Genomic DNA, 14,731 nt, shown 5'->3' on the forward strand with positions numbered 1-14,731 from the left:
GCCATCTCACAAGGGCAAATTGTCGTGCTTCTTCGCCGGGATCTCGACCTTCTTGTCCTTCAGCATCGCCAGTGCCCGCGCGATCCGGCGGCGGGTCGAATGCGGCATGATGACGTCGTCGATGTAGCCGCGCTCGGCGGCGATGAAGGGCGACAGGAAGCGGTCTTCGTATTCCTTCGTTCGGGCGGCGATCTTGTCGGGGTCGCCGATGTCAGCGCGGAAGATGATTTCCACCGCACCCTTGGCGCCCATCACGGCGATCTGCGCGGTCGGCCAGGCGTAGTTCATGTCGGCGCCGATTTCCTTCGACGCCATCACGTCGAAGGCGCCGCCATAGGCCTTGCGGGTGATGATGGTGACGAGCGGCACCGTGCACTGCGAATAGGCGAACAAGAGTTTTGCGCCGTGCTTGATCAGGCCGCCATATTCCTGCGCGGTGCCGGGCAGGAAGCCCGGCACGTCGACGAAGGTGACGATCGGGATGTTGAAGGCATCGCAGAACCGCACGAAGCGCGCCGCCTTGCGCGAGGCATCACTGTCGAGCACGCCGGCCAGCACCATCGGCTGGTTGGCGACGAAGCCGACGGTGCGGCCGGCGATGCGGCCGAAGCCGGTGACGATGTTTTTGGCAAAGGTCTCCGAGATCTCGAAGAAGTCGCCCTCGTCGACGACCTTCAGGATCAGCTCCTTCATGTCGTAGGGCTTGTGCGGATTGTCGGGGATCAGCGTGTCGAGCGACATGTCGACCCGGCCGATGTCGTCGAAACTCGGCCATTCCGGCACACCGTCGGTGTTGTTCGACGGCAGAAAGTCGATCAGGCGGCGCATCTGCAACAGCGCATCGACGTCGTTCTCGAACGCGCCGTCGGCGATCGAGGAGCGCGTCGCGTGCACCGAGGCGCCGCCGAGCTCCTCCGCCGTCACGACTTCGTTGGTGACGGTCTTCACCACGTCGGGGCCGGTGACGAACATGTAGCTGGTGTTCTTCACCATGAAGATGAAGTCGGTCATGGCGGGCGAATAGACGTCACCGCCGGCGCAGGGGCCCATGATGACGGAGATCTGCGGGATCACGCCGGAGGCGATGACGTTGCGGCGGAACACGTAGGAATAACCCGCGAGCGCAGCGACGCCCTCCTGGATGCGCGCGCCGCCGGCGTCATAGAGGCCGATGATCGGCGCCCTCGCCTTCATCGCCATGTCCTGAAGTTTGGTGATCTTCAGCGCGTGGGTTTCGGAGAGCGAGCCGCCGAAAACGGTAAAGTCCTTGGCAAAGACAAAAGTCTTGCGGCCGTTGACCGTGCCCCAGCCGGTGACGACGCCGTCGCCGGGGATCTTGTTCTTCTCCATGCCGAACTCGATCGAGCGGTGCTCGACGAACATGTCGAATTCCTCGAACGAGCCCTTGTCCAGCAGCAGCTCGATCCGCTCGCGGGCGGTGAGCTTGCCGCGGGCGTGCTGCGCCTCGATGCGCTTTTCGCCGCCGCCGAGCCTGGCGCCGGCACGTCGATCTTCGAGTTCAGCCAATGTCGTCACGGCAGCGTATGTCCTTACAGTCAGGTCCGACTTGGTGCGAACCAAGAAAAGAGAATGGATGCAAGGCAACAGTCGATTTGCCGATAGTGCGAGGCCTTCGTCAGTGCGGCCGGAAGCTCATGCCGAGCCGCTGTAGAAGACCTTCATCCCGCTCGCGTTGCGGGTTTTTCGTCGTGAGCAGTACGTCACCGATGAAGAGCGAATTCGCGCCAGCCAGAAAGCAAAGCGCCTGCAGCTCATCGGTCATATACTGTCGTCCGGCCGACAGCCGGACCACCGCGTGTGGCATCAAAATGCGGGCGACCGCGACCAGCCGCGCCACCTCAATCGGATCGGGACGCGAGGCGGTATCCGCAACCGGTACACCCCTGACCTCATTCCAAAGGTTAATGGGTACGCTTTCTGGATGGGCCGGCAGATTGGCAAGCAATACGAGCATGCCGAGCCGATCTTCGATTCCCTCGCCCATTCCGATGATGCCCCCCGAACAGACGCTGATGCCGGCGTGGCGTACGTGCTCCAACGTGTCCAGGCGGTCCTGCAAGGTACGTGTGGTGATGATCTTGCCGTAGAACTCGGGCGAGGTGTCGACGTTATGGTTGTAAAAGCGGAGGCCGGCGGTGGCGAGCCGTTCGGCCTGCTCGGACGTCAGCATTCCGAGCGTGACACAAGTTTCGAGACCTAGTCGCTTCACCGCGGTTACCATGTCGCAAACGCGATCAAGTTCCCGGTCCTTTGGGCTACGCCAGGCAGCGGCCATGCAGAACCGGGTCGCGCCGGCGCTTTTGGCTCGCCGCGCGGCAGCAACTACGTCGGCCTGATCCAATAAACGAGTTGCACCGACGCCAGTATCGTAGCGCGCGCTTTGCGAACAATATCCGCAATCCTCAGGACAACCGCCGGTCTTGATGCTGAGCAAGCTCGCGAGCTCAATAGCATTGGGATCGAAGTTGCCGCGATGAGTGCTCTGGGCACGGAAAACGAGATCGGAAAACGGAAGATTGTAGATCGCTTCGGCCTCGGAGCGGGTCCACTGCCGACGAACTGCCCCCGTGGGGGCGGCGTCATCTTGATAGGCTTGGTCAATCACGCTCATAACGACTCGTCTCCTCAGCGCCGCCATTGATCCCGGAAACGAACCGCGCGCCCCTGCGATCGCTCCACCAAAGGCTCGCAAGCCGGCACGACCGACGGGGTGATTCCCCGCCGGTCACGCGCTCCCCGGAATGCAATCCCCGCCTGGGCTGGAGGCATCAGCAACCTTTGCACCTCGATCGAATGTATGCAAAGTTAGCAAATCGGTCGCCATAGGAGGACAAAAGAAGTGCTCATTATTGCTGATTCCGCCACAGATTTTGTTAAGTTTGCAAAGTGACGAAGCACCGGAAGATCTTTGCCGGCGACCGGCTGCGGCGGCTGCGCGAACAACGCGGGACGACACAAGCGGAACTCGCAGACGCTCTTGGCATTTCGGCAGGCTATCTGAGCCAAATGGAGGGGGATCAGAGGCCAATCACGCGCAAGCTGCTGATGCGGCTTAGCCGGCTGCTCGGCATTGAACCGAACTATTTCGCAGCCGATGATGACTTGCGGCTCGCGAGCGAACTTCGCGAAAGCGCCAGCGACCCGCTGTTCGGGTCAGCCATCTCGGCCGACGAGGCGAGCGCGGCCGTCCGGGTCGCACCCGACATCGCGCAGCGCTTTCTCCATCTCTACCGCGGCTATCTCGCGCTCGAAGAAGAGCATCGTTCCCTGCAAACGCGCGTCGCGCAGAACGATGTAGGAGCCGCCAGCCGCTTTCCCTACGATGAGGTCCGGGACTGGGTGCAATCGAAGCGAAACTATTTCGATGCGCTCGACCGCGCCGCCGAAAGACTCGCCGAAGCACGAGACTTCCATCCCGAGAACCGCAACGAAGACTTCATCAAGTACTTGCGCGATGCGTATGGGATCCGAACGGGCCAAGCTCGAGAGGATCTTGGTAAGGGGATGATCTGGCGGCTCGATAACAACGCCAAGACCCTCTTTCTATCCGAAGATGCCCCCGTAGAAAGTCGACTGTTCTGGATCGCTCACGTCATCGGCCTCCTTGAACAGCGAGACAGCATCGAGCGCCAAATCAAACAGGCACGACTGAGTAATGAGGAGGCAGCATCGCTGGCACGCGTCGCTCTCGCCAACTACTTTGCCGGTGCACTGGTCATGCCGTACGAAGCATTCCTCGCCACCGCGCGCGAAGTTCGGTACGACATCGAACGCCTTCAGCGACGCTTCGGCACGAGCTTCGAACAGGTCTGCCATCGCTTGAGCACGCTTCAACGTCGTGACTCGCCAGGAATTCCGTTCTACTTCTTGAAGATCGACATCGCCGGAAACGTGCTAAAGCGCAGCAGCGCCACCCGCTTCCAGTTCGCCCGCTTCGGAGGTCCCTGCCCCCTGTGGAACGTGCATCAATCGTTTTCGCAGCCTGGCCGCATCTTGATCCAGTTGGCTGCCACGCCGGATGGAACGAGATATCTTTCCGTGGCTCGAACCGTGAGTCTTTCGGCAGGCTCCTATCTTAGTCGCCCGCGCGCCGTCGCGGTCGGACTCGGATGCGAAATTGCCTATGCAAACGAGACGGTCTACTCGAAAGGCCTCGACCTGGATGACCTCGATGCAACCGATCCCATCGGTCCAGGATGCAGAGCCTGCGAACGTAAAGATTGTCGTCACCGGGCGTTACCGCCGATCGGACATCCACTTGACGTCGGTACAATAGAAAGAGGGGTGCTCCCGTATCAAATCGACACTAAAATTCCGCGAGCCGGCGGCATCAGATGACCGCGCAAGAGCCAACACTGCGATAGCTTCCGATGGACAATCCGGTTGCGCGGCTGCTCCGGTTGCCTTGGTTACCGAAACAGCCAGGCAACTTGAGACGGGGTTCAGATTTTCTAAGGACTCTCACTCCTATCCCTTTTCCGCTGACATTTGCGAAAAAAGAGCTGTTCGTACGCCCAGCGCGCCCGACGCATCGAGGTGCAAGTTCTCGGCGATCGTTCCGGCTGGCTCGCCCACCCCTTTGAGCGGGATTGCAGCGTTCAACGTCGATTTCAGAAGATAATCGAAATTGCACCGAGCCCCTGGCTCAGCGACGAAATGAGGAAGCGGTTGATCGACGCCGCAACCGGCATTGTCGATGGGTTAGGCTACGTCGGCCTGGGTACCGTTGAATTCCTCGTCTAGATTGATAAGCGAGGACACGAGACCGGACGCTTCGTCTTCATCTAAATGAATCCTCGACTCCAGATTGAGCATACTGTGACTGAGGAAGTAACCGGGGTCGATCTTGTACAGACGCAGATCAAACTCGCGGCAGGTACGACGCTTGATCAACTGGATTATTCGACCACGACACCCACGACTCATGGTTACGGGCTCCAGTTGCGTGTCAATATGGAGGATATGTCAGAGGATGGAATTGCGCGTGAGCTCCGGCGCACTTTCCACGTTCGACCCGCCTTCTGGCGCAGGGATCGGGATCGAGCCAGCCGGTCATCGGGGCTACGCCGCCAACCCGAGCTTCGACTCGCTGCTCGCCAAGGTCGTAATCAGGTCTGCGTCCAGTGAATTCGAGGACGCGACGCGGCGTGCCTATCGATCGCTGTGCGAATTCGATATCAGCGGAGCGCAGACTAATCTTGCGCTATTGCAAAATATCTTACTCCATCCCGAGTTCGTCGCCGGCCACATCGACACGCGGTTCGTCGAAGCACACGCCAAGGAGCTCGTCGCGGTTTCGAGTGACATGCACCCCGGCTTCAGACGCTCCGTTGGAAGCCAACCGACGGAAGCGGCGCTTGTCGACGACAACTCTTACGTCGCAGATGGCGTACTGGTCCGCTCTCCAATGCAGGGCCGGCTGCTGTCGATTGACGTCAATGTTGGCGACCGCATTCGCTCAGGCCACGCTCTTCTCGTGGTTGAAGCGATGAAGATGGAGCATTCTGTTGTCGCCGAGGTAGCTGGCGTCGTGACAGAGGTGCTTTGTTCGGCGGGGGATTCGCTACGCGCAGGCGCCCCCTTGGTGGTGATTGCGCCTTACGACCTCGCTTTGGACGACGATGCCAATCGAACGGATGCGACGACCAGCGCGACGGAACGTCTTGACGTTCTGCTCGAGCAGCGGGCGGCGCTTCTCGATGAGGCCCGCCCCGGCGCCGTCGCCAAACAGCGAGAACGTGGAGCCTTGACGGCTCGCAAGAGAATCGCCCTCCTGTGCGCAGACAGCTTTGTGGAATTCGGCTCCTCGATAGCCGCCCGACGGTCGTCTTCGCACAGGATTTCACAGTGTTCGGTGGCAGTGCTGGCCATCTGAGCAGCGCAAAGGTTGACCGTGCTATCTCTCTGGCGTTGTCGAACGGGCTTCGTCTTGTCTTGTTGCTTGATGGAGGCGGCCATCGCATTCAAGACGGCCAAAATTCCAGATCCTACGCGCACGGGGCGGCGACGTTTCACGATTTTGCTCGCCTGTCGGGCTGGGCTCCCGTGGTTGCAGCCGTGCTCGGCGCTGGATTTGCAACTATTGCGGTCTCGCAGACTTCGTCGTCATGCTCAAGGGTAAGGCGACGATGGGACTGGCGGGGCCCGCCCTGGTGCGAGCCGGCACGGGCGAGGTGATCGCGTCGCAGGCGCTCGGCGGCGCTGACGCGCAAGTCGATCGCCACGGACTTGCAGACCTCGGTGTCGACACGGAACCGCAAGCAATCGATGCCATTCGGTCGTTTCTCTCCTATTTGGCAGCGAATGCACAAGCGGCGGGCCCACGGGCGGCTGTACCGCCGGACGCCGACAGTCCCGAACGAGCTGAGCGGCTGCTGGACGCAGTACCCGCCAACACACGTCGAAATTATGATGTTTTGCCGTTGATTTCGCTCATCGCCGACCCAGAGAGCGTGTACGAAATCAAACCTACCTTTGCGCGTAACATCGTGACCGCGTTTGCGCGCCTGGAGGGCCGACCAGTCGGTTTCATCGCCAGTCAGGCGCTGCACGCAGGTGGCATGCTCGACTCGCCTGCGTGCGAAAAGGCAGCGCGCTTCATCGCGACTTGTGATGCATTCGGTTTGCCCCTGATCTGTTTGATCGACGTTCCCGGCTTTTCGATAGGATCTGAGGCGGAAAGAACGACGTCGGGCCGCAGGAGCGCTAAGCTCATCTACGAGCTGGGCCACGCAACTGTGCCGCGCATCTCGATCGTTCTGCGCAAGGGGTACGGGTTGGGTTACGTGGCGATGGGCGGCGGCCACAGTTTCGATGCCGACGCCTGCCTTGCATGGCCGACGGCGGAGATCTGTGCAATGTCGGTCGAGGGTTCTGTGGATGTCGCGTACCGTGCCGAGTATGAGCGTGCCGCCGATCCCGCATCGCGGCGCCAGGAGCTGATCGATGCCATTCGCAGCCGGATCGGCCCGATCCATGCCGCGGAAGGCTTCGGCGTCGACGAAGTGATCGCCCCCCGAACAACACGAGGTCGCTTGCTCGAGCTTCTTGAACGAGCGCCGGCGCGGCGCGACGTGCATCAACCTCGAAATTTTCGATCAATCAGTCCGATTTGATCACGAAGGACGCAGGAGAGTCGTCAATGGCTGCCGATCGCCACCGGATTTTGGAACACCCCTAAATATCTCCAGCTTAACGGTCTCTGAGAGGATACCGTCGCACCATTCAAACTTGCAGCCGGGATGAATGGCAGTCGGATTTACGTCCAGATTGCTCACTTCGGAGAACCGGCCATCTCTAGTTCTAGTTCGATTGATCTTCGCCTGCCGATCCATCGTGGATCCTTGAACTATCGACTGGTGAGGTCTCTCAGCCCAGGCTTCTGCCGTCAGAGTTTGAAGCTACCGCCATCCGCATAGCCCTTGGGCCTGATTTCCAGAGACGCGGCCTGATCCAGGCGCTGCTTTCGGCAACGAAAATGTGGAGCGCTGTCACTCACCCGCAGCCATGCTCAGTCGCGCCGCTCCAGCCAGCCGGAGACGAGAAGATCTCCGGCCCGAAAGTCAGCATTCACAGCTCCGATCCAGCGCTCGCAGTCGGCCGTTGGCCCATCGACCGAGATGCGGGGCGGTTAGCAAGACTGGATGGCGAGCCGCAATTGGCGGCCCCGTGTTCGAACACCTCCCGTGCGCGACGCGAGTTGTCAAGGGCCGTCAAAGTCCGGCGCACCATCTTGCCCGCCGATCGTGTCGTTGGTGGTATCGCCTTGCGGCCGGCTCGATGAGCTCCGCTGACCAACGTGGCGATGCCGAGACGACCAATGGTCTGACTTTATCGGCTTCGATCACCCCGTCCGTCGAGCTTACTCAAGACAAAGCCGCCTGAATGCGTAGGTGTATTCGAGGGCTAGCTGACGCGCATATTCGATCAGATTGGCCGCGGCGCTATGTCCCCCATCGATGTTCTCGTAGTAGAAGTAAGGCTGGCCCAGCGCAGCGAGCCTCGCGGCGGCCTTGCGGCCGTGCGCTGGATGCACGCGATCATCCTTGGTGGAGGTGAGAATTAAAGGGACGGGGTAAGGCTTGCCCGGCACCAGCTTCTGGTAGGGCGAGTAGGCTTCGATCCACGCGCGCTGCTCGGGAATGGCCGGATCACCATACTCGGCGATCCAGGAGGCGCCCGCCCCCAGTTTGGTGAATCGAAGCATGTCAAATAGCGGAACCTGGATGATCGCGGCGTTGAAGAGCTCGGGACGCTGGGTGATTGCGGCACCAACAAGCAGACCGCCCTGGCTACCGCCAACCACGCCCAGTCGGCGGGGACTTGTGACCTTGCGCCGAATCAGGTCCTCGGCAACGGCAATGAAATCATCCCATGTCCTCTGCTTGGTCGCCGCTTGGGCGGCTTCATGCCATCTTGGACCAAACTCGCCGCCCCCGCGCAGGTTCGCAATGACATAGGCATTGCCCTGTTCGAGCCAGAGCCGCCCCGCAGGTCCCAGATAGGACGGGAGCAGCGGAACCTGGAATCCGCCATAACCATTGAGCAGCGTCGGGATCGCGCCGTCAAACCTTGTGTTCTTCGGACGCACGAGAAAATACGGAATCGGAGTGCCATCACGCGAAGGCGCTTCGAGCTGCTCGACGACATGGTGGGACGCATCAAACTGCGCAGGTGTCGTCTTCAGCGCCTCGAGGCTGTTGCTTTGGGCATCGAAATACCAAAGTGACGTTGGCGTAAGATAGTTGGAGACGGTGAACATCACTTGATCCGCCTGCTCGGAAGCGGCTGACAGGCTGACGTTCGCATTGTCGGGGAGCGGGATTGCCGTCGCCGACCAAGTACCCTGGTCGTACTTGTAGACGAACGCTTTGCTCTGAACATTGTCGAGGACCGTCAGGATCAACAGGTTTTTTGTGCGATGCACCCCGCTCAGTGCCTGCCGGGGCCCAGGCTGAAAGACAAGCGACGGTCTGGCGCGCAGGGGATCGTGCTTCCAGTCGGCCAAATCGTACGAGATCATCGAGCCTGCCGAAAAGCTGGTGTTTCCGGGCAGCGCCCATTCTTCGTCAAGCTTCACAAGCAGGCGGCCACTCGCGACCCCAACGATCGCCGCCTTCTTGGGCAGATTGAGCTTGATAGGTCCGTTGCGGTCGAAGAGCACGTACTCATGCTCGAAGGAACTGATCGCGCGGATGGCGCCGACGGCATGCAGCTGGCTTTCAGTGTCGCGAAGCACGAAGGGAATCGTCTGGACATCGGTCGGTTGGCCTCGAAAGATCTCGCGTGCCTCGGTGAGCGGCTGAGCGCGTTTAAGCTCCTTCACCACGAACGGGTAGCCGGCTTGCGTCAGGGTCCCTTCGCCCCAGTCCCGTGCAACAAGGACAGTGTCGCCATCGACCCAGCTGATACTCTGCTTAGCCTCGGGAAAATCAAAGCCGCCCGCAACGAAGGCCTTGGCGTCCCGGTCGAACTCGCGGATGGACGCGGCATCCTTACCGCCGTCGGAAAGAGAAAGCAGGCAGAGCCGCTCTTCCGGCGGAAGACAGCGGCCACCCTTGAAAACCCAATTCCTGTTCTCGGCGACAGCGAGCTGGTCGATGTCGAGGATGGTCTCCCATCGCGGGTCTTGACTGCGATAGCTCTCAAGCGTGGTGCGCCGCCAGACGCCGCGCACGTGCGTGTCGTCCTGCCAAAAATTCTCCAGGCCGCGCCGCCCCAACGAAACGTACGGAATCCGGTCCTTGGCCTGCAGGATGGTGAGCGCCTCTTCGTAAGAGCGCCGATAGCGGTGATCTGACTGGAGCACGCCGAGCGTCTTGTCGTTCTCGGCGCGTGCCCAAGCCAATGCGCGCGGCGCTTCGATCTCCTCGAGCCAAAGGAATGGGTCGTCAGCCGGCCCCGCATCCGTCCGCTCTTGCGACAGCGCCGCGGAGGTGTGACAGGCAATCGAGAGCAACGCGGCGCAGAGCAGTGACGTGTTCATGGGCTTGTCCCGGATGATGTCGAACGGCCATGCTTGCAGTTCTCGCGTTAAGAGCAGCCAACAATGCGCATCCGATCTCGTCAGGGTGCATTGGCAGGCATGTGCCAGCTGGCAGCTCGAACACTGCAAGCCGCGTGCCGACCGAAAAGTCGCGAGTTTCAGCCGCTCCCGGCCGCATGGCGATGTCAGCTTGCCGACATTGGTTCAGAAGCTGACATTAACGAAGTGCCGGGCGGATATCCGAGCATGCTGACGAGAAACGCATCGTCCCAGCCGCAGCGCTTGAATTTGCGTCTGATCGAGGCGCTGTCCGGATGAGATCGCAGGATGTTGAGGGCAACCGTCGCTCAGGCGCGCAACGATCAACGAGCAGCAGCGCCGCAATTGGGGCAGCCGCCACTCGCATCGGGGTCGTTTGCTGGCACGGAACAAGAAGTTGGCTGTTTCGCTCCCATTCTCGGTCGTGGGCCACTCGCATGACGGCTTCATGCAGGTCATTAACGTTCTCGGTCATCATCTTGGCTTGCGCGGCCCGCAAGAACCGCGACCGCGCATCAGTTTCAGAATTGTTCCTCTGCAAATCCTGCTACAGGAGCGTGTAGTGCGCAGTGCTATGCGCCTCGCCCAGTCAGTCCTCCTCGGCCAGCTCTTGTCCGCGGCGGCCATTGAACGAAGCTGTCGCCGTCGGCAGGTCCCAGAGTCTATCCTGTGTATGCTCCAGTGGGGCCGCTAACGCCTCAAAGGCCGATTTCACGTCTGCATAGGCAGCCTCCCTCAACCCGGCATTCGCGGGTTCGATCTCATTGTAGGCGGTCACCGCCTCGGCATAGTTCTGGTACATGGGCATCTGAGCCTCGTTGGTCCAGCCGAGACCGAGATAGTGGAACTGATCAGCCGGAACGGTGATCCGGCTTTTGTCCAGCTCTCGAACGTAGTCCGCCGACCAATCGTGGATGGTATAGGATTCAAGTTTGTCCATCATCGACCGCCAGCGCTTGACACGCTCCTCAAGCGGCATGTTGGCCGCCTTCGAAATTGCGCCTGCGATCTCTTCAGGGCGGGTTGGATCCACCAGCAGCGCCCCGTTCTCGTTGAAGTCTTCAGCCGCCCCCGCAAACTTGGATAATACCAGAACGCCGGGATCCTCCGGATCTTGTGTAACAACATATTCTTTCGCCACCAGATTCATGCCGTCGCGCAGCGGTGTCACGATGCCGACATGCGCAGCACGGTAAAGACGCGCGAGTGCAGCCTGGCTGAACGCGTCATTCTCGTAGTGGATCGGACTCCAATCCTGCGTGCCATGCTCGGCATTGACGTGGTTGATCGCGTTCTTCACCTCATCTTTATATTTCTGATACTCTTCGACGTCGGCGCGTGAGGGCGGCGCGATCTGCAACAGCGAGATACTGCGCGGCTCGGCCGCTAAAAGCTGATTGAATGCTTCGACCCGTTTGTCGATACCCTTCGTGTAGTCGAGCCGGTCTACGCCGATCGCAAGCTTGGCGCCCTCGACGTTTTTCAATAACGACGAGATTTTTTCTTGCTCTGCGGGCGACAGGTCTGCTGCGAGATACTCTGCGAACTGCTTCGGATCGATACCGATTGGGAACTTCTGAAGTCGCGTCTGGCCCCGCTCCGAGGTCACGACGCCATCCTTGCTCTTCAACCCGAAATGGGAATGGAGACACGCCAGGAAATTGTTCAGATCCCGGGTCGTCTGAAAGCCGAGCAGATCGTATTCCAGCATCGACTTCATCAGTTCGCGATGATTGGGTACGCGCTCTATCATGTCAGGCGTCGGCCATGGCGTATGCAGGAAAAAGCCGGTCGGCCGCTCGATGCCGAGCCTATGCAGATCGGCCCCGAGCGGAAGCAAATGATAATCATGCACCCAGAATGCGTCCCGATCCCGTAGGCCGAATGCCGCACGCGCCATAAAGTCGTTGATCTTTCGATAGCTGCCATAATCCTCTTCCGAAGCCGACATTCGCTCGGGCAGGGAGTGCAATGCCGGCCACAACGTCGAATTCGAAAAACCTCGATAATAGCCAGGATAGTCCGCGGCCGGCAGATCGAGCCTGGCCACATGGCCTGCACCAGTCTTCACGAGCGGCAGGGGCTGCTCGGTTCCGCCGCCGCGCTTCTCCAAGGAGCCCATCCAGACCGCGCCGGAACGCTCCACGACAGGCTCGAGGGCCGCGGCGAGACCGCCGGTCTGGGGTATATTGGGGTCAAACTGCGCAACGCGGTTCGAAATGACAACAAGTTTCATGTCCGGTAGCTGGTCTGCCGTATCAATGCGATTCTCCACATCGCCCGAAACAACAGCACGGGAAGGACCTGCGCCGGCTTGTTGCTCCAGCTCCAGCGGCCTCTCGTCCAGGTACCGGTCAAAGGCCGCTTGGTTTGTCGTTTCATCTTGCTGAGCGTCGTGCGATGTACTGCCGAGGCCCGATGTTGCCGCGTCGAGAGTGTCATGAATTCGAACCATTGCGTAGCTCCGTTTGACGATGTCTTGCGTTTGATACAGTTCGCAGATCAGCCCCGAGTTATCTCCACTTCGCCCAGCATGGCAGGTCACACACCGCGAACGCCTCAGCTAACGCTCGGCGCCGGATGCGCTCCTGCGCCCAGAAAGATAATCACGAGAATCCGGGAGCTTGAGCCCCCTTCTCGTCGTTCTCCGGTTCGTCTTTGGGATCATTCTTGAGGTTCGACAGCATGCTGCGGCAGGTGCTGGCGATGTATCCTTCGATCTGCTGGTACGCCGGGGACTTCTTGGCCGCGTTCATTTCGACGGCCACGCCGGGCAACGCTTCTAGAACCGCTTGAGACAGCGCCGCGACTCTGCGCTTCACCTGGGTGGCTGAAAGGGCATTTTCCTTGGCGAAGCGATCCCAGTGTCTCGCGCCGATGTAGCGACCGCGATTCTTCCCGGCGATCTTCATTGCGAGATTCCTCGTCACGCCCTCGTAGATCTCCCCGTTCATCACATCGTAAAGCGGAGCCATCGTCACGGCACCGCCTTGCTCGATCAGCAAGGAGTAGTTCTTTGCGTGCGCGTCGACGTTTCCTGCAAGGACGTTGAACACCATGTAGTCCACGAAACGAACTTTGTTAGCAGCCGCGTTGCCGGTCGGGGTCAACACGTCCAGGCAAGCTTTCAATCCCGGGCCGGGCTGCTTGGTTTGCGGATTCCATTCGTATTTCAGATGCGGAATGTATCCGGTCGCTTGGCAGAAGTCCTCCTGATGGATCCGGCGAACCCGTCCGCTTCGGACCTGTCGGTCGTAGCGTTTCACCAACAGGTATTCGATATCCTCCGCCTTTCCTATCGAATAGCCCGCGACGGGCAGCTTCACCGCGGCGGCCAGGCGAAGGCAGAAAGCCTCATTCTCGACAGCGGAGTGGAATCTCTTGTTGGCCGGTTTGAGGATGTGGGTCGTCGGCATACCATCCAGCGCTAGCCCTATTGCGCCATCCGGATATTGGGCCACAGGCAACTTGTCCTGAGCGCCTGCCAAGGACATGTGGATCCCCTCGTCTCCGACGAGAAACGGCCTCTCCGGAAGCCTTCGAAGAGTCTCCGCCAGCTCGGCTTCGGTCAGCTTCCGGTATCTCGGATTGCGCTGCGGCCTCTCGTCTGCGGAACGGGATATCTCGAGCGCCCCCGGAAGGTCTTGGCCCATCTCTTCCAGAAGAGCGAAAACATCGGTTTCTGCGATCCGAAGGATCGCACCGATCGTCTGGAGCGTGCGGCCCTCCGGAAGCAGGTTGAGGAACCAAGTATAGACGACGTCCGGGTCGTGCACGTGACGAGCCAGCGGCATGCGTGTTGAAACCGGAAAGCTAACGGGGTCCGACATCCACACTTCGTCGTAGACGAATTCGATATCCTGGACGGCCTCAGTTCGCCGACGGATTCGACCAACCAGCTTGTCCTCGTACCGGACCTCGAGACTATCGCCGGCCACTGCCGGAGCGTTTTCCTGCATTCTCATTGGGATGGTGTCGGGTTATCGGGATCGAAAATGCCGCTATCGTCGTTCGCCGTTCGGGAAGGCAACGCGGGCGCTGGCGCCATGTTGGCTTGGAGCGATATGCCGAGCGACTTGAGCAGCCTGAGTACCAGTCCGATTTGGCTGGTTTCCTTTCCGCTCTCGATATCGACTATGAAACGCACGCCGACATTGGCGGCCAATGCAAGGTCCTGCTGACGCAATCCCAATGAGTTCCGCCGCTGGCGAACCAAGGTTCCAAGAGTGGTCGTGTCTGGAATATCGGTCACGATGATTTTCCCGATCGGGAATTTAGATCTGAACTCAGCCAGCGTCAAACAAAACTTTCCCGGTCGGGAAAATGGCAGGTCTAACCGAAACCAAATCACCTCGGATTTACCGATCGGGAAACTTTGCCAGGAAGTATCGATCTGACCGCATATTTTACCGAGCGGGAAACTGAACGAGCGTGGTCTCGATCGTGCGAGCAGCGCGCCAGCTGCAGTCGGCTAATCCGATGAAAGTTTATGCGGCCATTAATGAGCGCGGGAAGTCGTCCATTTGGAATGGTTGGCCACGACGGGGCAACGCCTGGCGAGTACTCCCCGGCTCGGAGTTCTGGTTGAGCATGAACATGCGAGCGATTGCGCTCGCCGATCCGTCACAGTGTCGGGCCTTGTCGCAGCAGACCCACTCTGTCGATCCTGTAAAGCTCACCCGGCTT

The 14,731-nt window shown here is 60.0% G+C and carries 9 protein-coding genes; 3 read left to right on the forward strand and 6 right to left on the reverse strand.

The annotated features are described in order from the left end of the window. Positions 1 to 6 precede the first annotated feature (6 nt). Both AAFG07_RS31185 and bioB read right to left on the reverse strand, forming a co-directional pair. Positions 7 to 1,536, reverse strand: a complete 1,530-nt coding sequence (locus AAFG07_RS31185; protein ID WP_342723576.1) for an acyl-CoA carboxylase subunit beta — start codon at positions 1,534 to 1,536, stop codon at positions 7 to 9. A 100-nt stretch (positions 1,537 to 1,636) separates the two neighbouring features. Continuing rightward, on the reverse strand, positions 1,637 to 2,632 hold the full coding sequence (bioB, locus tag AAFG07_RS31190) for a biotin synthase BioB (RefSeq protein WP_342723577.1): 996 nt from the start codon (positions 2,630 to 2,632) through the stop codon (positions 1,637 to 1,639). A 275-nt stretch (positions 2,633 to 2,907) separates the two neighbouring features. On the opposite strand from bioB, the gene AAFG07_RS31195 reads away from it, so the two are divergent. The 3 genes from AAFG07_RS31195 to AAFG07_RS31205 all read left to right on the forward strand — a co-directional run bounded on the left by AAFG07_RS31195 (position 2,908) and on the right by AAFG07_RS31205 (position 7,136). Beyond that, positions 2,908 to 4,359, forward strand: a complete 1,452-nt coding sequence (locus AAFG07_RS31195; RefSeq protein ID WP_342723578.1) for a short-chain fatty acyl-CoA regulator family protein — start codon at positions 2,908 to 2,910, stop codon at positions 4,357 to 4,359. Positions 4,360 to 4,993: 634 nt separating this feature from the next. Then, entirely contained in the window at positions 4,994 to 5,896 is a 903-nt protein-coding gene (locus AAFG07_RS31200) for a biotin/lipoyl-containing protein (protein ID WP_342723579.1), read from the forward strand. A 232-nt stretch (positions 5,897 to 6,128) separates the two neighbouring features. Next, entirely contained in the window at positions 6,129 to 7,136 is a 1,008-nt protein-coding gene (locus AAFG07_RS31205) for a carboxyl transferase domain-containing protein (protein WP_342723580.1), read from the forward strand. Positions 7,137 to 7,882: 746 nt separating this feature from the next. Here AAFG07_RS31205 and AAFG07_RS31210 read toward each other — a convergent pair. From AAFG07_RS31210 to AAFG07_RS31225, 4 genes are all read right to left on the reverse strand, one after another. Further along, positions 7,883 to 10,006, reverse strand: coding sequence for a prolyl oligopeptidase family serine peptidase (locus AAFG07_RS31210; RefSeq protein WP_342723581.1), 2,124 nt, complete (start codon positions 10,004 to 10,006; stop codon positions 7,883 to 7,885). A gap of 628 nt (positions 10,007 to 10,634) precedes the next feature. After that, positions 10,635 to 12,500 carry a trehalose-6-phosphate synthase gene (locus AAFG07_RS31215; RefSeq protein ID WP_342723582.1) on the reverse strand — a complete coding sequence of 622 codons (1,866 nt, stop codon included), beginning with the start codon at positions 12,498 to 12,500 and terminating at the stop codon, positions 10,635 to 10,637. 151 nt (positions 12,501 to 12,651) lie between these two features. Further along, positions 12,652 to 14,010, reverse strand: coding sequence for a type II toxin-antitoxin system HipA family toxin (locus AAFG07_RS31220; RefSeq protein WP_342723583.1), 1,359 nt, complete (start codon positions 14,008 to 14,010; stop codon positions 12,652 to 12,654). Next, the gene (locus AAFG07_RS31225) at positions 14,007 to 14,297 is read right to left on the reverse strand and encodes a helix-turn-helix transcriptional regulator (protein ID WP_342723584.1); all 291 of its coding nucleotides are present in this window, start codon (positions 14,295 to 14,297) and stop codon (positions 14,007 to 14,009) included. The genes AAFG07_RS31220 and AAFG07_RS31225 overlap by 4 nt, the downstream gene beginning before the upstream one ends. Positions 14,298 to 14,731: the final 434 nt, after the last annotated feature.

The organism is Bradyrhizobium sp. B097 (assembly GCF_038957035.1).
Taxonomy (GTDB): domain Bacteria; phylum Pseudomonadota; class Alphaproteobacteria; order Rhizobiales; family Xanthobacteraceae; genus Bradyrhizobium.

Coding starts and splice junctions, on each gene's coding strand:
- bioB (WP_342723577.1), bottom strand. CDS start 2,632: ATGAGCGTGATTGACCAAGCCTATCAAGATGACGCCGCCCCCACGGGG.
- AAFG07_RS31200 (WP_342723579.1), top strand. CDS start 4,994: ATGGAATTGCGCGTGAGCTCCGGCGCACTTTCCACGTTCGACCCGCCT.
- AAFG07_RS31205 (WP_342723580.1), top strand. CDS start 6,129: ATGCTCAAGGGTAAGGCGACGATGGGACTGGCGGGGCCCGCCCTGGTG.
- AAFG07_RS31210 (WP_342723581.1), bottom strand. CDS start 10,006: ATGAACACGTCACTGCTCTGCGCCGCGTTGCTCTCGATTGCCTGTCAC.
- AAFG07_RS31215 (WP_342723582.1), bottom strand. CDS start 12,500: ATGGTTCGAATTCATGACACTCTCGACGCGGCAACATCGGGCCTCGGC.
- AAFG07_RS31220 (WP_342723583.1), bottom strand. CDS start 14,010: ATGAGAATGCAGGAAAACGCTCCGGCAGTGGCCGGCGATAGTCTCGAG.